Consider the following 22,418-nt stretch of genomic DNA (forward strand, 5'->3'; position numbering starts at 1 on the left):
CCACGAATCGCCGGCTTCCACCACCACGCCATCCAGCAAAAACACCACCTCCCGCGACACGCTCGCCGCCAGCCGCAGATCATGCGTGGCCATCAGCATCGTCATGCCTTCCGCCGCCAACTGGCGCAGCACATCCACCACTTCCGCGGCCAGTCCCGGATCCAGCGCCGACGTCGGCTCGTCGCACAGCAGGACACGCGGCGCGGGCGCCAGCGCGCGGGCGATCGCCACGCGCTGCTGCTGGCCGCCGGACAGATTCGCCGGCCATGCTTCCGCCTTCTCCAGCATCCCCACCTTGCGCAGCAATTCCTCCGCCCGCGCGCGCGCACGGTCGGCGGGCCATTTCTGCACCGTCACCAATCCTTCCATCACATTGCCGATCACGGTCTGATGCGGAAAGAGCTGAAAGTTCTGGAACACCATGCCGGTCTGCTTGCGCACCGCCTGCACCTGTTCGCGCGCCAGCTTGCGGCCGGGCTCGAACTCGACCGTCTCCGGCCCGATCTCCAGCCGGCCGCGATCCGGCACTTCCAGCAGGTTCACGCAGCGCAGCAGCGTGCTCTTGCCGCTGCCCGACGGACCGATCAAGGCGGTGACGCTGCCTTCGTCGATCTGGACATCCACCTGCTTGAGCACGGGATTGCCGCCGAAGGATTTCTCGATTTTTTCAAGGCGGATCATCGGGTCTTCTCGCTAAACATCGCATGCTGGCCGAAGCGCCGTTCCAGCCGCACTTGCGCCGCGGACAGGACGGAGCTGAACGCCAGATAGATCAGCGCGGCCTCTGTATAAAGAATCAACGGCTCGTACGTGACGGCCGCGATGCGCTGGGCGGCCTGGAAGATTTCCGGCACCGTCAGCACCGCCGCGAGCGACGTGTCCTTGACCAGCGCGATGAACGAATTGGACAGCGGCGGCACGGCCACGCGGGCCGCCTGCGGCAGGATCGTGCGGCGCAGCGCCTGGCCGCGCGTCATGCTGAGCGAATAGGCCGCTTCCCACTGCCCCTTGGTGATCGACTCGATCGCGCCGCGGATCACTTCGGAGTTGTACGCGCCGACATTCAGCGTGAAGCCGATCAGCGCGGCGGGCAAGGGGTCCAGCACGATGCCCACGCTGGGCAGGCCGTAGAAGATCACGAACAGCTGCACCAGCAGCGGCGTGCCGCGGATGAGCCAGACGTAGAAGCGCACCACCGCCACCAGCGGCGCGGGGCCGAAGAGACGGATCAGCGCCACAACGAACGCCAGCGCCAGGCCCAGCGCAAACGACATCAACGTCAGCGGAACCGTGAAGACCAGCCCCGCGTGCAGCAGCGGCCAGAACGAGTCCGCCATCAGCTGCACCCAGGCCGGCACCGACCATTCGCCTATTTTTGCCAGCAGCCAGTCGGGCAGGACGGCGTGCAGCCAGGGGGGCAGCGTCATGGGCGCTCCAGTTGTTTATTGCGCGGACAGGTCCGTGCCGAAGTATTTGACCGAGATGGTCTTGTACGTGCCGTCCGCCTTGATGTCGGCCAACGCCTTGTTGATGGCGGCCTGCAGTTCGGGATTGTTCTTGCGGATCAGGACGCCCGAATTGCTGAATTCCGCCGTCTTGTCGGTGGCGGCGATCTTCACGCGGGCGTTGGGCTTCTGCTTCTTGAAGTCCAGGAACGACAGGTTGTCGTTGACGGTGGCTTCGACGCGGCCGGAGGTCAGCAGGTCGATGGCTTCATTGAAGCCCTGCACGGCGACCACTTCCGCGCCATGGTTCTGCGCCAGCTTGCCGAAGTTGCTGGTCAGCGTGTTGGCGGATTTCTTGCCCTTCAGGTCCGCGAAGGATTTGATGCTGGTGTTGTCGTCGCGCACGATCAGCACGGCGGCGGACGAGATGTAGGGATCGGAGAAGTCGTACTTGGCGCGGCGCGCATCCGTGATGCCCACCTGGTTGATGACGGCGTCGTAGCGCTTGGCGTCCAGGCCGGCGATCAGGCCGTCCCACTTGCCTTCGACGAATTGCGCCTTCACGCCCAGGCGCTCGGCGATCGCGCGGCCAATGTCCACGTCAAAGCCGGTAAGCTTGCCCGATGCGTCGTGGAAGGTGAAAGGCGCGTAGGTGCCTTCGGTGCCGATCTTGAAGACGCCCGCAGATTTGATCTGGTCCAGTTCGGACTGGGCATGGGCGGTGGACAGGGCGGCGACCTGCACGAGGCCGGCGATGAAAAGCGTACGGAAGAGTTTCATGACAATGCTCCACGGATGATCATTGTGGAGAGCATGTGGGCCTGCAATGCCCTCCGGCGTAGCGGCACTCTAACAACCGGCCTATTTTTCCACAAAGCATATGGAATAGTAAAAATATAGCCACAAGTCATATAGCGGTATCGAACGCCCGGGGCACGAAAGCCCGGCGCAGTCGGACCGGGATCCTTCAGGCATTACCTCGATGGAGACGGGTGTGGAACAGCAATGGAACAGGCGTGCGTTCATGATGGCGGCGGCGGGCGCGGCAGCGGTGGGAACGATGCCCGCACAGGGCGCCAGCGGCGCAGGGCCGATCCCGGGCGGCGGCAGCATCACCGACGTGGCGGGCCTGCGGGTGGGGCATTACACCGAGACGCGCCGGCCCACCGGCTGCACGGTCATCATTGCCGAGGCCGGCGCGACGGGCGGCGTGGACGTGCGCGGCGCGGCGCCAGGCACGCGCGAGACCGATCTGCTCAACCCGATCAACATGGTCGACAAGGTGCACGCGGTGGTGCTGACCGGCGGCAGCGCGTTCGGCCTGGACGCGGCCTCGGGCGTGATGCGCTATCTGGAAGAAAAGAAGATCGGCTTTGACGTGGGCGTGGCTTTCGTGCCGATCGTCCCGTGCGCGGTGCTGTTCGACCTGGGCGTGGGCGATGCGTCGGTGCGGCCCGATGCCGCTGCCGGTTACCAGGCCTGCCGGTCGGCCACCGCCGACGCGCCGCAGGAAGGCAACGTGGGCGCGGGAGCCGGGGCGACGGTCGGCAAGCTGTATGGCCCCAAGCGCGCCATGAAGGGCGGCATCGGCAGCGCGTCCATGACGGTGGCCGGCGTCACGGTGGGCGCCATCGTCGCGGTCAACGCCGTGGGCGACGTGCTGGACCCGGCCACCGGGCGCATCCTGGCTGGCGCTCGCACCGAAGACGGCAAGATGCTGTTCGACACCCGTGCGGCCATCCTGGCGGGCGATCTGCCCAAGTCCATGCGCGCGGGCGCGGCCACCACCATCGGCGCCGTCGCCACGGACGCCCGGATCACCAAGGCCGAAGCCCAGAAAATCGCCGGCATGGCGCACGATGGCCTGGCGCGCACGATCAACCCCATCCACACGATGCTCGACGGCGACACGATCTTCGCGCTGGGCACGGGGGCGTCGGGCAAGTCCGCCAACGTGATGCTGCTGGGCGTCATGGCTGCCGAGGTCATGGCGATCGCGGTGCAGCGCGCGATCCTGTCCGCGCGCGCCATCGACGGCTATCCCGCCGCGGTGGATTTCGTGGGCTGACGCCGCTGACCCGCGCCTGTCACACAAGCCCGCCATGATGACAGGCATCGGCACCTCGCCGGCGCGGGGGGCGCACATGCAGGAAGGCGAACGACTCAATGGCGTGACGCATCTGGCCGGGCTGGCGCTGGCGGTGCTGGCTTCCGGCGCCTTGATCACGCGCGCGGCCGAGCTGCGCGTGGACACGCGGCAGATCGTCAGTTGCGCGGTGTTTGCGGCGTCGATGATCGCGGTGTATGCGTCGTCATCGCTGTTCCACTGCTCGCAAGGGCGCCGCAAGGCGATGTGGGCCAAGGCGGACCACTACGCCATCTACTTGCTGATTGCCGGCACCTACACGCCGCTGGCGTTCGGCCCCGTTGACCATCGTTGGGCCGCCGCGATGGGGGTGGCGATCTGGCTGCTGGCGTTCGTGGGCATCAGCCGCGAACTCTGGTGGGCGCGCAACGCGCCGCCCGCCTTGCCGCTATATCTGGTCATGGGATGGCTGGGCGTGGCCTTTGCCGCGCCGATTGCGGGCGCGCTGTCGACGGCGGGGCTGACGTGGCTGCTGGCGGGCGCCGCCATCTACACCACCGGCACGCTGTTCTATGCCAACGACAAACGCTGGCGCCATGCGCACGGCATCTGGCATCTGTTCGTCATGGGCGGCACGGCCTGCCATTTCGTGACGGTCTTTGGCTTTCTGGAGCACGCGCCGGCCTAGCGCGCCCCGCGTCACGCGCGGGGCCTGGCCACCTCAGCGCCAGGCCGCCAGCGGCAGCATGCCTTCGCGGTCCTTCACTTTGCGCATGACGATATGCGAACAGAGATCGCGCACGCCCGGGATCTTGCTGAGCTTGTCCTCGACAAAATTCGAAAACGCCGACAGGTTGCGCGTGCGGACGGTCAGGATGTAGTTGGACGCGCCGGTGACGATGGCGGCCTCGGTGATCTCATCGTGCAGCGCGATGCCCGCCAGGAACGCCTCGTGCCATCCCGCGCGCGACTGATCCAGCGACACATGCACGATGGCTTCCAGCTCGAAACCCAGTTTCTCTGCGTCCAGCAGCGCGCGGTAGCCGCGGATGAGCCCGGCTTCTTCCAGCGCGCGCACGCGGCGCAGGCAGGCGGATGGCGACAGCGCCACCTGTTCGGCCAGGTCCTGGTTGCTGAGGTGGCCGTCTTCCTGCAGGCGGGCGAGAATGCGCTGGTCTATGACGTCGATCTGCATGGCGCAATCCAGTTCGAAAAAATGATGGTGGATGCAATTTAATGCGGAAAACGCGGGTAAGTCACGACGGGATTTGCAATTTTTCGGACCGACGGCGCTGATAGCATGTATCCAGAAATTTGCTGAAGGAACGGAACATGAACACTCGTGAAGCCTGCGTCAACGCCGACCGCCAGGATCCCCTGGCCCACGTGAAAGAACAATTCGACCTGCCGCCCGGCGTGCTCTACCTGGACGGCAATTCGCTGGGCGTGCTGCCCAAGACCGCCGCGGCACGCGCCGCGCAGGTCATCACCGAAGAATGGGGCACGGGCCTTATCCGCAGCTGGAACACCGCAGGCTGGTTCGACCTGCCCGCGCGTCTGGGCGACAAGCTGGGCAGCCTGCTGGGCGCGCGCGAAGGCGAACTGGTCGTCACCGACACCACGTCGCTCAACATCTTCAAGGCGCTGGCCGCCGCGCTGCGCATCCAGCAGCACAAGCACCCCGCGCGCCGCGTTATCCTGTCCGAGCGCGACAACTTTCCCACCGACCTCTACATGATCCAGGGCATGATCGACCTGCTGCAGCAGGGCTACGAAATGCGCCTGATCGACGACGAGCTTCCGCTGGACCAGGCGCTGGACGACTCCGTTGCCGTCATGCTTCTGTCTCATGTCAATTACCGCAGCGGCCAGATGCACGACATGGCCGCCGTCACGGCCCAGGCGCACGAACACGGCGTGCTGGCCATCTGGGATCTGGCGCACGCCGCCGGCGCGGTGCCTGTGGACCTGAATGGCGCCAATGCCGACTTCGCCGTGGGCTGCACCTACAAGTATCTGAACGGGGGCCCCGGTTCGCCCGCCTTCATCTGGGTGGCCCCGCGTCACACCAAGGATTTCTGGCAGCCGCTGTCCGGCTGGTGGGGTCACAGCCGTCCGTTCGACATGGCCGTGGCCTACGAGCCCGCGGGCGGCATCCGCCGCTACCTGTGCGGCACCCAGCCCATCGTGTCGCTGTCGATGGTCGAGTGCGGCCTCGATGTCGCGCATGCCGCCGGCATGGACGAAGTGCGCAAGAAGTCGCTGGCGCTGAGCGACCTGTTCATCCAGCTGGTCGAATCGCGTTGCGCCGGCCATCCGCTGACGCTGGTGACGCCGCGCACGCACGCCGATCGCGGCAGCCACGTCAGCTTCCGCCATCCCAACGGCTTCGAGGTCATGCAGGCGCTGATCGCGCGCGGCGTGATCGGCGATTACCGCGAGCCCGAAGTCCTGCGCTTCGGCCTGACGCCGCTGTATTTCGGCTACGCCGACGTCTGGGACGCTGTGGACATCCTGAAGGACGTGCTGGACACGCGCGGGTGGGACAAGCCCGAGTTCAAGCAGCGTTCTGCCGTGACCTGATCCCTGTATCAGACCTAGTCGCGCCGGCCCCGGGGGCCGTACGTCAAACAAAAAGCGCAGTACAGGAGGAGACAATGCAACAACAGAAAGGGTTCGGCCAGATTGCCGAACGCGAACAGGGGCTCAAGCGCCGGCTGACGCCCGGCCAGATGAGCATGATCGCCATCGGCGGGGCCATCGGCACGGGCCTGTTCCTGGGCAGTAAATTCGCCATCGGCTTTGCCGGACCCAGCGTGCTCATCAGCTACGCCATCGGCGGCCTGATCACGCTGCTGCTCATGGCCTGCCTGGCCGAAATGACCGTGGCGCATTCCACATCCGGCTCGTTCGGCGCGTACGCCGAACACTACATCAGCCCGCTTACGGGCTTTCTTGTGCGCTATGCGTATTGGTCCTGCGTGGTGCTTGCGGTGGGCACGGAAGTCACGGCGGTGGCCAAGTACATGGCCTTCTGGTTTCCCGGCGTACCGGGATGGCTATGGGTGTGTATCTTTTCCGCGGCCCTCATCCTGATCAATGCGCTGAGCGTCAAGGCGTTCGGCACGATCGAATACTGGTTCTCGACCATCAAGATCAGCGCCATTGTCGGATTCATCTTCCTGGGCGCCTACGTGGTCTGGGGCAATCCGCAGTACGGCGCGGCGAACTACACCGCGCATGGCGGATTCTTCCCGAATGGCATGTGGGGCATGTGGATCGCGGTCGTGATCTCGATCTTCAGCTACCTGAGCGTCGAGATGATTGCCGTGGCGGCGGGCGAAGCCGAGGATCCCGAGCGCGCCGTCAAGCAGGCGTTTCGCGCCACCATCGTCCGGCTCGTCGTTTTCTATCTGCTGACGCTGGCGCTGATCCTGGCCATCGTGCCATGGAACGAAGCCGGCAAGGGCGACAGTCCCTTCGTGCAGGTCATGCTGGTGCTTGATATTCCGGGCGCGGCCGGCGTCATCAACTTCATCGTGCTGGTGGCCGCGCTGTCCGCCATGAACAGCCAGCTCTACATCACCACGCGCATGATGTTCAGCCTGTCGCGTGCGGGCCACGCGCCGTCGGCGATGGGACGGCTGTCCAGCAATGGCACGCCGCTGAACGCGCTGCTGCTGTCCACCAGCGGCATTGCCATCGCCACGGTGCTGAACGTGCTGTATCCCGAGACGGCCTTCACCCTGATGATGGCCATCTCGATGTTCGGCGCGCTGTTCACCTGGATGATGATCTTCGTGACGCATTATTTTTTCCGCCGCCGCTGGGTGCGCGAAGGCGGCGCGAAGCTGTCGTTCCGCATGCCGGGCTTTCCGGTGCTGACGCTGCTGGGCGCGGGCGTGATGTTGGCAATTTTGCTGACCACGTACTTCACCAGCGTCTTCAAGCTGACGCTGGTGTTTGGCGTGCCGTTTCTGCTGTTGCTGGTGGCGGCGTACTACCTGCTGTTCAAGAAGCGCGGCGAAGCGGTCGCCATGAACGCGCGCCGGCAGCGTGCGTAACGCTTGATCCGCGGCCGCGCCATTTGGCGCGGCCGCTTGTTTTCAGACGGCGGCGACGGCGCGCTCCGTCCGCGGCGCGGCCGGCGCCGGCGCAGGCGCGGGGGCAAACACGCGCAGTCGATGGCCGTCGGGATCCAGGGCGACAAACGTGCGGCCAAAGTCCATGTCGGTGGGCGCCTGCAGGATGGGCAGGCCGCGCAGGCTCCAGTCCACATGACGCTGGTTTACGGCGTCGGCGTCGGTCACGGTGAACGCCAGTTCCGACGCCCCGCCGCGTCCGGCCGCCGCCGGCGCCACCGTGTAGCGCGACCACAGGCCCAGCATCAGCCCCGAGTCCAGCGCAAACAGCGCAAACGTGGGCGACGATTCGACGGGCGGACGCTGCAGCAGGGCGCTGTAGAACGCGGCGCTGGCCTGCGGTTTTTCCACATACAGAATGACGAAATTGGTGTCTGACATGATGCGCTCCGGGTGATGGACGCGCTCATGATAGGCAGGGGTACTGTCAGTTTTTGGCAGTAGTCAACGTCAGTCCTTGCGCGCCTCGTGGTCGAGCGCGCGCCACTCCTTGAGCAGGATGTGCCGCCGTTTCGGATACCTGGCGCCGACGGCCAGCGTCGCGATGCGGTCGGTACGGAAATGCCGGAAGTCGCCGCGCAATTCACACCAGGCCATCACCAGGCGCACGCTGTCGAAAAAGCCCAGGGCGAACGGCCAGATGACGCGGGTGGAATCAGACCCCTTGTCATCGCGGTAGGTGATCTCCAGCTTCTGTTCGCCGCGGATGGCCTGGCGGATAAGCGCCACGTCGACGCGGTCCGTCACGGCCACGGCGCTGGGGGCAACCAGCAGCGGAATGGCGTCGAGTTCGTCGCGCAGTTCCTGCGGCAGCACCGCGCCGATCTTGGCCAGCGCATTGCGGGCGGCCAGCCCCAGGCGCTCGTCCGAGCGGCGGGCCACCCAGCGCGTGCCCAGCACCAGCGCCTCGATTTCTTCGGTGCTGAACATCAGCGGCGGCAGCATGAAGCCGGGCCGCAGCACGTAGCCCACGCCCGGTTCCCCCTCGATCTCCGCGCCCTGGCATTGCAGTGTGGCGATGTCGCGATACAGCGTGCGCAGGCTGATGCCCATCTCGGCCGCAAGCCGATGGCCGCTGACGGGCAGGCGATGGCGGCGCAGGGTCTGGAGCAGATCCAGGAGACGTTCGGTGCGGGACATGGCCTTCGCTACCCCAGAAACATGACCGCCACGATGGCGATGCCGAGCAGCAGGTTCACGCCGACCCAGCGCCGGATGCCGGCCATCGCCTGGCCGCCCGCGGGCCAATCGGAGGCAGCCACGGCCGCAGCCAGCCGCTTGAACAGCGCGAACCGGATGTGGCCGAAGATGGCCATCATGACGATGCCGCCGCTGGCCATCAGCGTCCAGTTCCGGGGCATGAAGAACGAGCCGCCCGTCTGCGCGGCCTGGCTGGCCGACGAGCCGATCATCCAGGCGCCGGTCACCAGAATCAGCACGATGGCCGCCAGCACGGCATTCAAAAACGGTCCCAGCACCGAGGCCAAGAGCGGCAACCGCACGGGGGGTTCCAGTTTCGCGGCCGCCGGCCGCAGAAAACAGTGGGCGAACAGCATGCCGCCCACCCAGAGGATCACGGCCATGACGTGGAGAAATTGCAGGACGGCGTAGAGCATGGGATCAGCCTGTGGAAAGCGCCGCCGCGGGAGGCGGCGGACGTCGTACGGATGATATCTCCGCAATCAAGACGCGCGGACTTGACCAAAATCATGGTTTTGCATTTAGAATGAGAACGATTGCTATTTGTAGTTATGAATTTTCAGTTGTGTTTCTGTAGTTGAGAGTCAGGGAGCCGTCCGTGCCGAATTCCGTGCTCGCCTCGGGCGACGCCGTCAACATGCTGTATCGCACCCATCACGGATGGCTGCACGGCTGGCTCCGCGCCAAGCTGGGCAACAGCTTCGATGCCGCCGATCTTGCGCAGGACACCTTCGTGCGCGTGCTGCGGCACCGGCACGAACTGGACGCGTTGCGCGAGCCGCGCGCCTACCTGACCACCATCGCCAAGCGCCTGCTGCTGAACCACCACCGCCGCCGCTCTGTCGAGCAGGCCTACATGGAAGCGCTGGCATTGATGCCCGAGGCGCTTGCCCCTTCCCCGGAACACCGCCTCATCATCCTGGAGACGCTGCAGGAAATCGAGGAAATGCTGGCCGGCCTTTCGCTTCCTGCCCGCCAGGCGTTCCTGATGGCGCAACTGGAAGGCCTGAGCCATGGCGAGATCGCCGACAAGCTCAACGTGTCGCTGCGCACCGTGCACCGCTACATCACCAAGGGATACGAGCAATGCATCATGGCGGTGATGTGATCGCGCCAGCCGAACCGGCAGCCGAACTGCCCGCCGTTGAGCGCAACGTCGCGCGCGAGGCGGCGCGCTGGCTGATGCGGCTGAGCTCGGGCCGGGCCACTGATGCCGACGTTCACGCCTGCGACCAATGGCGCGCCAGCAAGGCCGAGCACGAGCATGCCTGGCAGCGGGCGCAGCGTGTGAATGCGCGTTTCGGCCTCATTCCGTCGGCGCTGGGCATGGCGACGTTGAATCGGCCGGACCTCAAGAGCCGCCGCGCCGCGCTGAAGACGCTGGTTGCCTTGATCGTGGCCGGGCCGGTTGGCTGGGCCGCATGGCGGGCCGATCCCCTGGACTGGACCGCCGATTACCGCAGCGCCGCCGGCGAGCGGCGCGACGTGATGCTGGCCGATGGTTCCACGCTGCACCTGAATACCTCCAGCGCCGTCGACGTGCTGTTCGATGATGCGACGCGCCTGCTGCGCCTGCGCGCCGGCGAGATCGCCGTCCATGCGGTGGCGGACCCCGCCAGCCATCCGCGTCCCTTCATCGTGCGCACGCGGCTGGGCGATATCGAGGCGCAGGCCTCGCGCTTCTGTGTGCGCGAGGAGAGCGGGCGTTGCCGGCTCAGCGTGCAGGAAGGGCGCGTGCGCGTCAGCAGCGCCGGGCAGCCGGGGCGCTACGTGGACGTGTCGGCCGGCGAGCAGAGCAGCCTGTCGCCCGACGGCGCCGCCGCCGCGACGCCCGCCGATCCGCATGCCAGCGACTGGCTGCGCGGCGTGCTGTACGCCAGCGCGCTGCGGCTGGACGCGTTCGCGTCCGAACTCGGCCGCTACCGGCAGGGCATCCTGCGCTGCGATCCCGAGATCGCGCACCTGCGCATCTCGGGCGCCTTCCAGTTGCATGACACGGACGCGGTGCTGGCCGCGCTGCCCGCAACCTTGCCCGTGCTGGTGCGCTATCGCACGCCGTACTGGGTGACGATCGCTCCGCGCGCCGCTGTGGCGTGAAGCCGGGCGGCGGCATGACAGGTCAGTTCCATAGCGTTGCCGCGCCTTAAGTCGTCGCAAAAAAATACTTTTGAAAATGCTGTCCGGTTTTGATTTCACGAGGGTCATGGTCTGTATAGGCACACGGATGCCGATACCTGTTGGATCCAAAGGACGACCATGGCTCACTACCCCGCCGGCCGCGCGAGCGGCTCCCGACCAGCTCAAGGCGCGCAATGCCGGCTGACCCGTCTTACCGCTGCCGTGCATGCGGCGCTGGCCCTGACTGCCGCATCCGCCGCGATGCTGCCGGTCTCCGCCGCGCAGGCGCAGAGCGCCGCGGTGGCGCAGGCCGGGACGCGCGGCTACAGCATCCCGGCAGGGACGCTGGCGGACGCGCTGCCGCGTTTTGCGGACCGCGCCGGCGTGACGGTGCTGTTCGACGCGGCGCTGGTCGGCCAGCGCCGCACCCCGGGATTGCAGGGGGCGTACTCCGTGCATGAAGGGTTCGCGCGTCTTCTGGCGGGCAGCGGGCTGGGCGTGCAGGAACGCAGCGCTGGCGTCTTCGTGCTGCAGGCGCTGCCGCAGGGCAGCGTGACGCAGCTTGCACCTGTGCAGATCGACGGCGAAGCGGCCGCCGTCACGCCGGCCTGGGAAACCAGCACCGATCGCCGCCGCATGGACGATCTGCAGATCCGCAACTGGACCGACCTCAGCCGGCGCGCCGAACCGGGCGTGAGCTTCAATCGCACGACCAACAGCATCAACATCCGCGGCCTGGATCAGGACCGCGTGCTGACGCGCGTGGACGGCATCCGTCTGCCGTGGCTGGACGACGGCGCGCGCGGCGTGAAGGGCGGCCTGGAAGCCGTGGACTTCAACAGCCTGTCGCGCCTGGACATCGTGCGTGGCGCGGACGCCACCGGCGGCGGCTCGGGCGCCATTTCGGGCATCGCCGACCTGCACACCCTGAATCCGGCAGACCTGCTGGGCGGCGGCAAGACGTTCGGCGCGCTGGCCAAGACCGATTACGACTCCGCCGACAACAGCTGGGGCGCCAACGCCGCGCTGGCCGGCCAGATCCACAGCAACACGTTCTGGCTGGTGCAGGCCGGCGTGCGCAACGGCCACGAACTGGACAACCGCGGCGACGTCGGCGGCTACGGCGCCAGCCGCACCAAGCCCAGCCCCGAAGACTACGACCAGCGCAGCTTCCTCATGAAGCTGCAGCAGCGCGTGGACGGCGCGCATCTGTTCGGCCTGACGGGCGAATACTTCAAGCGCAATGCCGACATCGACAACATGTGGGAGCAGGGCCCCGGCACCAGCTATCTCATCGGCGAAAACAGCACCCGCAAGGAAACCGAGCGCGAGCGCGTGTCGTTCGACTACACGTACACGGCGCCGGATTCGGGCGGCCTGATCGACACGGCCAACGCGGTGGTGTACTGGCAGCGCGTGCGCCTGGACAACTCGCTCACCGGCGTCCGCGGCGTCGATTCGCGGGCCTACATCATTCCGGGCGATCCGTTCCGCTACGGGTTTCCCAACGGCCCCTACGGTCGCAGCAATTCGATCCAGCAGACGCTCTTCGGCGCCAGCACGGAATTCACCAAGCGCATCGCGGGCGCGTCGGTGTCGCAGCTGTGGTCGTTCGGCGGCGAGTGGTACGGCAACAAGACCGAGCAGAATTCCAGCGGCTACGACAACTGCCCCGTGATCCGTCCCGGCACGCGCGCGCCGTTCGGTCCGCGTGCGTGCGACATGCTGCACACGAACCAGGCCGACGTGCCGCAGTCCAAGGGCAATCAGTGGGCGCTGTGGGTGCAGGACGAGTTCAGCTTTGCCGATGGCAAATACACGCTGGCGCCGGCCTTGCGCTACGACCACTACGAGCAAAAGCCGCAGTCCACCGCCGGCTATGAGAGCAATCCCAACGCGGCCGCGCTGCCGCCCAGCAACAGCGGCAGCCGTTTCTCGCCCAAGCTGCTGGGCACGTGGCGGGCGGCCGAACAGCTCAGCCTCTATGCGCAATACGCCTACGGCTTCAAGGCGCCCAGCGCCACGCAGCTCTACACCAACTACGGCGGCCCCGGCACCTATCTGCGCGTGGGCAACCCGTACCTGAAACCCGAAACCAGCAAGGGCTGGGAACTGGGCGCCAAGCTCGGTTCCGACGATCTCGGCGGTGCGGTATCGTTCTTTGATAATCGTTATCAGAACTTTATCGATGGCGATGTGCCGCTGAATGCCAGTTCGCCGCAGTGGCAGCCGGGTTGGGCGGGGCAGTATCCGCTGGGCGTGACGGGCAACGTCAATCGCGCCAAGGTCCGCATCTACGGCGCCGAGGCCAGCGCACACTGGAAGTTTGCGCCGGGTTGGCGCACGTGGGGCTCGCTGGCGTGGGCCGTGGGCAAGGACGAGGGCACGGGGCAGTATCTGAATTCCGTGGCGCCGCTGAAGGCGGTGCTGGGCGTCGGATATGGCCGCGACGTGTGGGGCGTGGACGCCATGCTCACCACGGCAATGCAGCGCAACAAGGTCGAGTATCCGGACGCGTCGGCCGACGCGCCGAATCCCGACTTCAAGGCGCCGGGCTATGGCGTGGTCGACCTGATGGGCTATTGGCGTCCGGCTGCGGTGAAGGGCTTGCAGGTGCAGGCGGGCGTGTTCAACCTGTTCGACAAGAAGTACTGGGAGGCCATCAACGTGCCGACCGCGGGCACCACCGTGATCCCGCGTGCGGTGGATTGGTACACGGAACCGGGACGCAGCGTGCGCGTCTCACTGACTTATCAATATTGAGTTCGGTCCGCCGCCATTCGGCGCTGACCGGACCGGCGGCGGTTTTCTGCAGTGTTTTTTTGCACCGGCCGGAGGGCCTACGATGACGAATACCGATTTCTCGACCCGCGCTGAACAACTGCGCGCCCGCAACGAGGCGCTGGCGGCGTCGCAACCCGGGCTGCGCGCCCGCAACCTCGCCCAGGCGTTGGGCGTGTCCGAGGCCGAGTGGGTGGCCGCCGGCTGTGGCGGCGTGAAGGCGACGGCGCTGCATGGCACGCCGCAAGAGATCTTTCGCGAACTGGGCACGCTGGGCGATGTGATGGCGCTGACGCGCAACGACTGGTGTGTGCATGAGCGTCACGGCATGTATGAGGACATCCAGGCCGACGGTCCGGTAGGCCTGGTGCTGGGACCGGACATCGACCTGCGCGTGTTCTTCACAGCATGGAAGTCGGCCTGGGCGGTCGAGCAGGATGGCCGCCACAGCCTGCAATTTTTTGACGGCGCGGGCGTGGCGGTGCACAAGGTCTACCGCACCGATGGCACGGACGCCGCCGCGTGGGACGCGCTGGTCGCGCGGTTCGCGGGCGAGTCGCAATGGCCCGTGGCCGAAGCCTATGCGCCATCCGCCGACGCCGCGCAGGTCGAGGACACGTCCGCCTGGCGCGAAGCGTGGCTGGGCATGAAGGACACGCACGAATTCTTCCCGCTGCTGCGCAAGTTCAAGGTGTCGCGCCTGGCAGCCCTGACGGCGGCCGGCGAAGACCTGGCGCAGCCGGTGCCCGCCGACGCCGTGGAACGCATGCTGCAATCGGCATCCGAATCGGGCCTGCGCATCATGTGCTTCGTGGGTAACCGCGGCATGATCCAGATCCATTCCGGTCCGGTTCAGTCGCTGCGCCGCACCGGCCCGTGGTTCAACGTGCTGGACCCGAAGTTCAACCTGCACCTGGACACCACGGCCATCGCGTCGGCCTGGGTGGTCAACAAGCCGACGACCGACGGTTGGGTCACCTCGCTGGAGGTGTACGCCAGCACGGGCGATCTGATCGTGCAGTTCTTCGGTGAACGCAAGCCCGGTCAACGGGAAATCCCGGAATGGCGTGACCTGATGGTCAGCCTGTGCAGCGCGCCGCTGGCCGCTTGAGCGCATAAGGAAACGAAAGCGATGAAGAAATGGTTGGCAGTGGCGGCATGGTTCCTGGCAGCAGGCGCGCAGGCGGCGCCGCCCGAACGGGTGGTGACGCTGGGCGGCAGCGTGACCGAGATCGTGTATCAGCTCGGGCAGGGCGGCAAGCTGGTGGGAGACGATCTCTCCAGCCTGTACCCGGAGGCCGCGACCAAGCTGCCGCGCGTCGGCTATTACCGCGCGGTGCCGGTGGAAGGCGTGCTGGCGCTCAAGCCGGATCTGGTGCTGGCGTCTGAGCAGGCCGGCCCGCCCGACACGCTCAAGCGCCTGGGCGACATCGGCGTGCGCATCGTCACCGTGCCGGACGCGCCGTCGGTGGATTCGCTGAAGGCGCGTATCCGCAACATCGCCGAGGCGCTTGACGTGGCCCCGGCGGGCGAAGCGCTGGTCACCGAGATCACGCGTGACCTGAAGGCGGTCGAGGCGATCCCGGTTACCGGCGCGCGCGCCATCCTGGTGATGAACCGCACCGGCACGCTGCAAGGCGCGGGCGGCGGCACGGCGGCCAATGAAGTCATGACGATGGCGGGGTTGGCCAATGTGCTCAAGGACCAGCAGGGCTACAAGCCGCTCTCGGCCGAAGCGGTCAGCGCGCTGGCGCCGGACGTCATCGTGGTGACGCGCACTTCGCTGGAAGCCTCCGGCGGTGTGGACAAGCTGCTGGCGCTGCCGGGCCTGGCCTCCACGCCCGCCGCCGCGCGCAAGCGCGTCATCGTCATGGACGACCTGCTCCTCTTGGGCATGGGCCCGCGCCTGCCGTTGGCGCTGACCGAACTCAAGCGGGAGGCGGCCGGTGTCATGGGGCGCTAGCGCAAAGCGCGTCTCCGCGCCGCTGGCGCTGACTGTGCTGGGCGCCGTGCTGGCGCTGGTGGCGTTGGCCGCCAGCAGCAGCGGGGCGGTCCAGATTCCGTTGCGCGACATGCCCACGCTGCTGTTTGGCGACCCCGCGCTGGGCGATGCGCTGTGGCGCAACGTCCTGATCGACATCCGTCTGCCGCGGGTGTTGTTTGCGATGGTGGCCGGCGCCGCGCTGGCCATATCCGGTGCGGCGATGCAGGCGCTGTTTCGCAATCCGCTGGCCGAACCCGGCCTCATCGGCATTTCGGCGGGCGGCTCACTGGGCGCGGTGGCCGCCATCGTGCTGACCTCGGGCGGCTTCTGGGTGCTGGCGCCGGCCGCCTTCGCCGGCAGTCTGCTCGCCACCTTCTGCGCCTACGCGCTGGGGCGGCGCGTGCCCGGCATGGCGGGACTGCTGCTCGCGGGCATCGCCATCAACGCCGTGGCGGGCGCCATGATCGGCCTGTTCACTTTCGTGGCAAACGATGCGCAGTTGCGCGACCTCACTTTCTGGACCATGGGCAGCCTGGCCGGCGCCAAGTGGACGTTGCTGGCGTTCCTGGGCCCGTGGGTGCTGCTGATGTCCTGGTGGCTGATGCGGCAGTGGCGCGTCATGAATGCCTTGCTGCTGGGCGAGCGTGAGGCGCAGCACTTGGGCTACGCGCTCAAGCGCGTGCGCGCGCAGTTGGTGCTGGCGTGCGCGCTGATCGTGGGCCCGCTGGTCGCCGCCACCGGCGGCATCGGCTTTGTCGGCCTGGTGGTGCCGCATCTGGTGCGCATGACGCTCGGCGCAAATCACCGTTGGCTGCTGCCCGCCTGCGTGCTGGGCGGCGCGCTGGCGCTGACGCTGGCCGACTGGCTGTCGCGTGTCGCCGTCGTGCCGGCCGAGCTGCCGATCGGGCTGGTGACCAGCCTGGTGGGCGGACCCTTTTTCTTGTGGCTGCTGGCGCGCGGCCGGAGGCACGGTTGATGCTTGCAGCCGACGATCTCGTATTGACGCGCGGCGGCAACCGCATCCTGGACAAGGTGTCGCTGGCGGTGCGGCCCGGCGAAGTGGTCGGCCTGCTCGGCGCCAACGGCGCGGGCAAGTCGACCTTGCTGGGCGCCATGTCAGCCGAACTGGCGCCGGATGCCGGCACGGTCCGGCTGGGCGATGCCGACGTGCAGCGGCTGGCGCACCGGCAGCAGGCCCGCCTGCGCGCCGTGCTGCCGCAAAAGCCCGGACTCAGTTTCGATCTTGACGTGCGGGATGTGGTGGCGATGGGGGCGTATCCGTTTCCGGAACTGTCGCCCGCGCAGGTGGACGCGCTGGTGGACCAGGCGCTGGGCTGGGCCGACGTGTCACATCTGAATGCGCGCCGCTATCCCGAATTGTCCGGCGGCGAGCAGCAGCGGGTGCAGTTCGCGCGGGTGCTGGTGCAGTGCAAGGCGGCGCGCGCGCAGGGTGATCCGCGCTATCTGCTGCTGGACGAGCCCACCGCCAGCCTGGATCCCAAGCACCAGGGCGACCTCTTGCGCGTTGCGGCGGGCCTCGCTCACGACGGCGATACCGGCGTACTGGTGATTCTGCACGACATGAATCTGGCGGCGCGCTGGTGCGACCGCCTGTTGCTGCTGTGCGGCGGCCGCGGCATTGCGGCCGGCACGCCGGCTGAGGTGCTGACGCCGAAGAACCTGTTCCTGGCCTATGGCATCGACGCCCACGTCATGCCGCATCCGCTGCAGCCGGAGCGGCTGCTGGTGGTCACGACGTGACGGCGTGACGCCGGACGCGGGGCCGGTAAAATGGCGGGCATTGCACTCCCGCCAATTTTCACAGGACCCCGTGTCATGCCTACTTTTGACGTCGTCTCCGAAGTCGACAAACACGAATTGACCAACGCCGTCGACCAAGCCAACCGCGAACTGTCCACGCGCTTCGACTTCAAGGGCACCGAAGCCAAGTTCGAACTCGAGGGCTATGTCGTCACCCAGGTCGCTTCCAGCGCGTTCCAGCTCAAGCAGATGCTGGACATCCTGCGCGGCCGCCTGTCCGCCCGCGGCATCGACGTGCGCTGCCTGGACGTGGCCGACCCGCTCGAAAACCTGGGCGGCGCCCGCCAGAAGGTCACCATCAAGCAGGGCATCGAACAGCCCGTCGCCAAGAAGCTCATCGCCGCCATCAAGAACGCCAAGCTCAAGGTCGAATCGCAGATCAACGGCGACAAGCTGCGCATCTCCGGCAAGAAGCGCGACGACCTGCAGACCGCCATTGCGCTGCTGAAAAAGACCGACGTCGAGCTGCCGCTGCAGTTCGAAAACTTCCGCGACTGAGCGGCCGGTCCACCCACATGGGGCATTCCAGCGAACTGCTCCTTGTCGTTGAGCTTGCGCGCGCGGGCGGCATGTCCGCCGCGGCGCGCGAGCTTGACGTCACGCCTGCCGCGGTCAGCAAGCGGCTGGCGCAGATCGAGGCGCGGCTGGGCGTGCGGCTCTTCAACCGCAGCACGAGGCGCCTCAGCCTCACCGCCGAAGGCGAGGTCTATCTTGAGAACGCCCGCCGCATCCTGGGCGAGATCGACGACCTGGATGCGCTCATCGCCAGCCGGCAGGCGGCCCCGCGCGGCCTGCTCAAGGTCAATGCGCCGCTGGGATTCGGGCGCAGCTACATCGCGCCGGCCATCGCGGAATTCGCGCAGCAGTATCCCGAGGTCTCGCTGCAATTGCAACTGACCGACCGGCCCGCCGACTTCGTGCGCGAGGCCTTCGACGTCGCCGTGCGCTTTGGCGATCTGCCCGACACGAGTCTCATCGCGCGCAAGATCGCGCCCAATCGGCGCTTGGTCTGCGCGTCACCCGGCTATCTGAAAAAGCACGGCACGCCAACCACCCCGCATGATCTGGCGCGGCACCAGTGCATCGTGCTGCGGCAGAACGACGCTGCCTATGGGTTGTGGCGTTTCACGAAGGGGCGGCGCAGCGAAACCGTGAAGGTGCGCGGCAACCTCAGCAGCAACGATGGCGAGGTCACGCTGACCTGGGGCCTGGCCGGTCTGGGCATCCTGCAGCGCGCGGAATGGGATCTGGCTCGCTACCTGCGCAGCGGCCGCCTGGTGCAGGTGCTGCAGGACTATGCGCTGCCGCAGGCGGACATCTACGCGGTTTTTCCGGAAAGGCACCACCTGTCCGCCAAGGTTCGGGTGTTTGTGGATTTTCTGGTGGCGTATTTTGGGGAAGGGTCGGAAGGGCGGTGGTGACGGTGCGGTTGTCTGGAAGCGATCACGCTGTCCACAGGTGCTGCGCCGCGTAGGCGCGCCACGGCCGCCAGGCCTCGGACCGAGCCAGTAGCTGCGCGGGCGTGTAGGGCCGCGACTCCAGTTTTTCCAGCGCGCGTATCAGGCCGATATCCGCATGCGGAAACGCATCCGGCTCGCGCAATTGCCGCAGCGCGATGTATTGCGCCGTCCATTCCCCCACGCCGCGTATCGTGCGCAGCCGCCGCACGGCGTCTTCCAGATCGAGCGCGGCGTCAAAAAGGTGCGGGTCCGCGACCGCTGCGGCGGACACTGCGGATAGCGACGCGGCGCGGCTGCGCGGCATGCCCAGCGAGGCCAATTCGGCAGCGGCCACCACTTCCGGTTCGGGAAACACATGGGTCAGCGCGCCGTCCGGTTGCGCCAGCGGTTTGCCGTGCGCCGCGACCAGCTTGCCGGCCAGGCGGATGGCCGCGGCCACCGTGATCTGCTGTCCCAGCACCGCCCGCATGGCCAGTTCAAACCCATCCCATGCGCCGGGCACGCGCAGCCCCGGCCGCGCCTGCATCAGCGCCGTCATGACCGGGTCCGCGGCAAACTGCGCGGCGATTGCTGATGGGTCGCTGGCCAGGTCAAAGACGCGGCGCAGGCGCGCAATGATGGCGGGCAGCGACTGCAGGCGAGGAAAGCGCACCGTCACCTGCAGCGCGTCGCCCGCGCCGGGGCGCACCGTGACTGTGCCCTGCGCGCCGTCCAGGTTGACAGTCCGCGCATAGGTATCGCCGGTCACGGATTCGACACCGGGAATGGCGCGCAGCCGCAGGAAGGCCAGCATGGCGTCCCAGTCGTAGGGCGGGCGGTAGCGCAGCAGCAGTTTGATTTCCCCGTCCTGGCCCGCCGGCACCTCCGGCTTGCCTGAACGCCGCAGTTCGCCGGGCGCCCGGCCGAAAAGGTCCAGGAACACCTCGTTGAACCGGCGGATGCTGCCGAATCCCGACGCGAAGGCGATCTCGGCCATGGGCAACTGCGTTTCATGGATGAGCTGCTTGGCCAGCAGCACGCGGCGCGTCTGCGCGAAGGCGACGGGCGAGGCGCCCAGGTGCTGGCGGAACTGGCGGCGCAACTGTCGTTCGCCCATGCCCAGGCGCTGCGCCAGCGCGTCGACGCCGGCCTCGTCCAGCGCGCCCAGTTCGATGCGCTGCAATGCGCGCGCCACGGTGGGCGGCAACTCGTGGCCGGGGCCGACTTCGGGCGCGGTTTCCGGGCGGCAGCGCAGGCAAGGGTGGAAACCGGCCTCCTGCGCGGCCGCGGCCGTCGAAAAGAACAGGACGTTCTTGGACAGCGGCGTGCGCGCCGGACACACCGGGCGGCAATAGATCCGCGTGGTCTTGACGGCCGTGAAGAAGCGGCCGTCGTAACGGGCGTCGCGCACCTGGATGGCGCTGTAGCAGGCATCGTGGTTCAGGTTCATGAAGCGATGCTAACGCTGCCGGGCGGGCGCGATCTAGCGGATTTCGGACAGGGTTGTGAATGTCACACTGCTGTCCGAAAACCGCCAGCGGACGGTCCGGCGGCAGGTCTATAGTGGCGGCTTGCACACCTATCCGGAGTGACATCATGCCGGTACACACCTTTCTGCTGGAACGCGTGCCCACTCCCATTGGCCGGATGCTCGTGCTGACGGATGCGCAGGAACACCTGCGCGCGGTCGACTGGGAAGACTACGAATCCCGCATGCACCTGCTGTTGCAGCGCCAGTACGGCCGGGGCGCGGTGCAACTGCAGGGCGCCGCGCAGCCCTCGCAGGCAAGCCGCGCGCTGCAAGCGTATTTCGACGGCGACGTGGACGCCATCGCGGAACTTCCGGTCGCCTTCGGCGGCACGCCATTCCAGCAGCAGGTCTGGCACGCGCTGCGCGGCATCGAAGGCGGCAGCACCATCAGCTACGGCACGCTGGCGACGCGGATCGCCCGGCCCACGGCGGTGCGCGCGGTCGGGCTGGCCAATGGCGCCAATCCGGTGGGTATCGTCATTCCGTGTCATCGCGTGATCGGCGCCAATGCCGCGTTGACGGGCTACGGAGGCGGCCTGCACCGCAAGCGCTGGCTGCTGGCGCACGAGGCCGCCTGGCGCAGCGCGCAGCCGTCGTCGTTGTCGTTGTCGTCGTCCATTCATTCCGCACTTTCAACTTCAAGTTGAAAATGTTGTGAATTTTGGCGCGTGCGCCGCGCGCCGCGCTCGGTACAGTGCCAGCAGACTCATCCGCACGGAGCGCTGGCACCATGAAGACCTATCGCATTGCAACCATCCCCGGCGACGGCATCGGCAAGGAAGTGATTCCCGCCGGCCAGCGCGTCATGCAGGAACTCGCGGCCCAGGGCGGTTTGCGGTTCGAATTTGAAGACTTCGACTGGGGCGGCGACTACTACCGCAAGCATGGCGTCATGATGCCGGCCGACGGTCTGGATGCGCTGCGCGACAAGGACGCGATCCTGTTCGGCTCGGCCGGCGATCCCGACATTGCCGACCACATCACCTTGTGGGGCTTGCGCCTGAAGATCTGCCAGGGCTTCGATCAATACGCCAACGTACGACCGACGCGCATCCTGCCGGGCATCGACGCGCCGCTCAAGCGCTGCACGCCCGAACAGCTGAACTGGGTGATCGTGCGCGAGAACTCCGAAGGCGAGTACTCCGGCGTCGGCGGCCGCGTCCATCAAGGTCATCCCATCGAAGCCGCGACCGACGTGTCGATCATGACGCGCGCCGGCGTCGAGCGCATCCTGCGCTTCGCGTTCAAACTGGCGCAGTCGCGGCCCCGCAAGCTGCTGACCGTCGTCACCAAGTCCAACGCGCAGCGTCACGCCATGGTGATGTGGGACGAAATCGCCGTGCAGGTCAGCCGCGAATTCCCCGACGTGACCTGGGACAAGGAACTGGTCGACGCCGCCACCGCGCGCATGGTCAACCGGCCAGCGTCGCTGGACACCATCGTCGCCACCAACCTGCATGCCGACATCCTGAGCGACCTGGCGGCCGCGCTGGCCGGCAGCCTGGGCATCGCGCCGACCGGCAATATCGATCCCGAACGCCGCTACCCGTCGATGTTCGAACCCATCCACGGCTCTGCCTTCGACATCATGGGCAAGGGACTTGCCAATCCGGTCGGGACGTTCTGGTCGGTGGTGATGCTGCTGGAACACCTGGGCGAAACCGAGGCGGCGGCGCGGCTGATGCAGGCCATCGAAAGCGTCACCGCCGATCCCGCGCTGCACACCGGCGACCTGGGGGGGCGGGCGACGACTGAGCAGGTGACGAAGGCGGTCTGCGCAAAGCTGGCGGAATCGGCGCAAGCCAAGGCGGCGTAGCGGGGTTCCTGGCGTCGACATCGTGCACAGGTGCCGGTGTCTGACACCCTGGGGA

Annotated in this window: 23 protein-coding genes; 15 read left to right on the forward strand and 8 right to left on the reverse strand. The window is 67.1% G+C overall.

Annotated elements, in window-relative coordinates:
* From RT697_RS11970 to RT697_RS11980, 3 genes are all read right to left on the reverse strand, one after another.
* Positions 1–681 (reverse strand): amino acid ABC transporter ATP-binding protein (locus RT697_RS11970; protein ID WP_313699087.1); only part of this gene is annotated, 681 nt, incomplete at its 3' end.
* Positions 678–1,358 carry an ABC transporter permease subunit gene (locus RT697_RS11975; RefSeq protein WP_056327000.1) on the reverse strand — a complete coding sequence of 227 codons (681 nt, stop codon included), beginning with the start codon at positions 1,356–1,358 and terminating at the stop codon, positions 678–680. The genes RT697_RS11975 and RT697_RS11970, both read right to left, overlap by 4 nt.
* An 84-nt stretch (positions 1,359–1,442) precedes the next feature.
* Complete coding sequence (locus RT697_RS11980) at positions 1,443–2,225, reverse strand: amino acid ABC transporter substrate-binding protein (RefSeq protein ID WP_056571908.1); 783 nt, start codon at positions 2,223–2,225, stop codon at positions 1,443–1,445.
* Positions 2,226–2,427: 202 nt separating this feature from the next.
* Between RT697_RS11980 and RT697_RS11985 the strand changes: the two genes are divergently transcribed.
* The gene (locus tag RT697_RS11985; RefSeq protein ID WP_313699089.1) at positions 2,428–3,513 is read left to right on the forward strand and encodes a P1 family peptidase; all 1,086 of its coding nucleotides are present in this window, start codon (positions 2,428–2,430) and stop codon (positions 3,511–3,513) included.
* 76 nt (positions 3,514–3,589) lie between these two features.
* On the forward strand, positions 3,590–4,219 hold the full coding sequence (gene trhA / locus RT697_RS11990; protein WP_313699162.1) for a PAQR family membrane homeostasis protein TrhA: 630 nt from the start codon (positions 3,590–3,592) through the stop codon (positions 4,217–4,219).
* Positions 4,220–4,252: 33 nt separating this feature from the next.
* Here the strand turns inward: trhA and RT697_RS11995 are convergent, their stop codons facing one another.
* Positions 4,253–4,726 carry an Lrp/AsnC family transcriptional regulator gene (locus tag RT697_RS11995; RefSeq protein WP_313699091.1) on the reverse strand — a complete coding sequence of 158 codons (474 nt, stop codon included), beginning with the start codon at positions 4,724–4,726 and terminating at the stop codon, positions 4,253–4,255.
* Positions 4,727–4,863: 137 nt separating this feature from the next.
* Here RT697_RS11995 and kynU point away from each other — a divergent pair, with 137 nt between their 5' ends.
* The gene (gene kynU / locus RT697_RS12000) at positions 4,864–6,114 is read left to right on the forward strand and encodes a kynureninase (protein WP_313699093.1); all 1,251 of its coding nucleotides are present in this window, start codon (positions 4,864–4,866) and stop codon (positions 6,112–6,114) included.
* 74 nt (positions 6,115–6,188) lie between these two features.
* Entirely contained in the window at positions 6,189–7,595 is a 1,407-nt protein-coding gene (locus RT697_RS12005) for an amino acid permease (RefSeq protein ID WP_313699095.1), read from the forward strand.
* 42 nt (positions 7,596–7,637) lie between these two features.
* Here RT697_RS12005 and RT697_RS12010 read toward each other — a convergent pair whose 3' ends face one another.
* The 3 genes from RT697_RS12010 to RT697_RS12020 all read right to left on the reverse strand — a co-directional run bounded on the left by RT697_RS12010 (position 7,638) and on the right by RT697_RS12020 (position 9,289).
* Positions 7,638–8,054, reverse strand: a complete 417-nt coding sequence (locus RT697_RS12010) for a VOC family protein (protein ID WP_313699096.1) — start codon at positions 8,052–8,054, stop codon at positions 7,638–7,640.
* Positions 8,055–8,123: 69 nt separating this feature from the next.
* Positions 8,124–8,813 carry a YafY family protein gene (locus tag RT697_RS12015; RefSeq protein WP_313699098.1) on the reverse strand — a complete coding sequence of 230 codons (690 nt, stop codon included), beginning with the start codon at positions 8,811–8,813 and terminating at the stop codon, positions 8,124–8,126.
* 8 nt (positions 8,814–8,821) lie between these two features.
* Complete coding sequence (locus RT697_RS12020; RefSeq protein WP_312428082.1) at positions 8,822–9,289, reverse strand: CopD family protein; 468 nt, start codon at positions 9,287–9,289, stop codon at positions 8,822–8,824.
* 182 nt (positions 9,290–9,471) lie between these two features.
* On the opposite strand from RT697_RS12020, the gene RT697_RS12025 reads away from it, so the two are divergent.
* The 9 genes from RT697_RS12025 to RT697_RS12065 all read left to right on the forward strand — a co-directional run bounded on the left by RT697_RS12025 (position 9,472) and on the right by RT697_RS12065 (position 18,998).
* The gene (locus tag RT697_RS12025) at positions 9,472–9,981 is read left to right on the forward strand and encodes a sigma-70 family RNA polymerase sigma factor (RefSeq protein WP_313699100.1); all 510 of its coding nucleotides are present in this window, start codon (positions 9,472–9,474) and stop codon (positions 9,979–9,981) included.
* Positions 9,960–10,970 (forward strand): FecR domain-containing protein, encoded by a 1,011-nt coding sequence (locus tag RT697_RS12030; RefSeq protein ID WP_313699102.1) that lies wholly within the window; start codon positions 9,960–9,962, stop codon positions 10,968–10,970. Before RT697_RS12025 ends, RT697_RS12030 begins: the two co-directional genes overlap by 22 nt.
* Before the next feature lie 159 nt (positions 10,971–11,129).
* Complete coding sequence (locus RT697_RS12035; protein ID WP_409517427.1) at positions 11,130–13,754, forward strand: TonB-dependent hemoglobin/transferrin/lactoferrin family receptor; 2,625 nt, start codon at positions 11,130–11,132, stop codon at positions 13,752–13,754.
* 82 nt (positions 13,755–13,836) lie between these two features.
* The gene (locus RT697_RS12040; protein ID WP_313699104.1) at positions 13,837–14,883 is read left to right on the forward strand and encodes a hemin-degrading factor; all 1,047 of its coding nucleotides are present in this window, start codon (positions 13,837–13,839) and stop codon (positions 14,881–14,883) included.
* 21 nt (positions 14,884–14,904) lie between these two features.
* The gene (locus tag RT697_RS12045) at positions 14,905–15,735 is read left to right on the forward strand and encodes a hemin ABC transporter substrate-binding protein (RefSeq protein ID WP_313699106.1); all 831 of its coding nucleotides are present in this window, start codon (positions 14,905–14,907) and stop codon (positions 15,733–15,735) included.
* Positions 15,736–15,763: 28 nt separating this feature from the next.
* Positions 15,764–16,732 carry a FecCD family ABC transporter permease gene (locus RT697_RS12050; RefSeq protein WP_409517429.1) on the forward strand — a complete coding sequence of 323 codons (969 nt, stop codon included), beginning with the start codon at positions 15,764–15,766 and terminating at the stop codon, positions 16,730–16,732.
* On the forward strand, positions 16,732–17,517 hold the full coding sequence (locus RT697_RS12055; protein WP_409517428.1) for a heme ABC transporter ATP-binding protein: 786 nt from the start codon (positions 16,732–16,734) through the stop codon (positions 17,515–17,517). Before RT697_RS12050 ends, RT697_RS12055 begins: the two co-directional genes overlap by 1 nt.
* A 75-nt stretch (positions 17,518–17,592) precedes the next feature.
* Positions 17,593–18,075 (forward strand): YajQ family cyclic di-GMP-binding protein, encoded by a 483-nt coding sequence (locus RT697_RS12060; RefSeq protein ID WP_056571865.1) that lies wholly within the window; start codon positions 17,593–17,595, stop codon positions 18,073–18,075.
* A 17-nt stretch (positions 18,076–18,092) separates the two neighbouring features.
* Positions 18,093–18,998 carry a LysR family transcriptional regulator gene (locus RT697_RS12065; RefSeq protein WP_313699109.1) on the forward strand — a complete coding sequence of 302 codons (906 nt, stop codon included), beginning with the start codon at positions 18,093–18,095 and terminating at the stop codon, positions 18,996–18,998.
* A 22-nt stretch (positions 18,999–19,020) separates the two neighbouring features.
* On the opposite strand, the gene RT697_RS12070 is transcribed toward RT697_RS12065, so the two are convergent.
* On the reverse strand, positions 19,021–20,466 hold the full coding sequence (locus RT697_RS12070) for an AlkA N-terminal domain-containing protein (protein WP_313699111.1): 1,446 nt from the start codon (positions 20,464–20,466) through the stop codon (positions 19,021–19,023).
* 146 nt (positions 20,467–20,612) lie between these two features.
* Here RT697_RS12070 and RT697_RS12075 point away from each other — a divergent pair, with 146 nt between their 5' ends.
* Together RT697_RS12075 and RT697_RS12080 are read left to right on the forward strand one after the other, a co-directional pair.
* Positions 20,613–21,194 (forward strand): methylated-DNA--[protein]-cysteine S-methyltransferase, encoded by a 582-nt coding sequence (locus RT697_RS12075; RefSeq protein WP_313699112.1) that lies wholly within the window; start codon positions 20,613–20,615, stop codon positions 21,192–21,194.
* A gap of 83 nt (positions 21,195–21,277) precedes the next feature.
* Positions 21,278–22,363, forward strand: a complete 1,086-nt coding sequence (locus RT697_RS12080; protein WP_313699114.1) for a tartrate dehydrogenase — start codon at positions 21,278–21,280, stop codon at positions 22,361–22,363.
* The last annotated feature ends 55 nt before the right edge of the window (positions 22,364–22,418 follow it).

Source organism: Achromobacter sp. (assembly GCF_032113835.1).
In the GTDB taxonomy this organism is placed as follows: Bacteria; Pseudomonadota; Gammaproteobacteria; order Burkholderiales; family Burkholderiaceae_B; genus Achromobacter.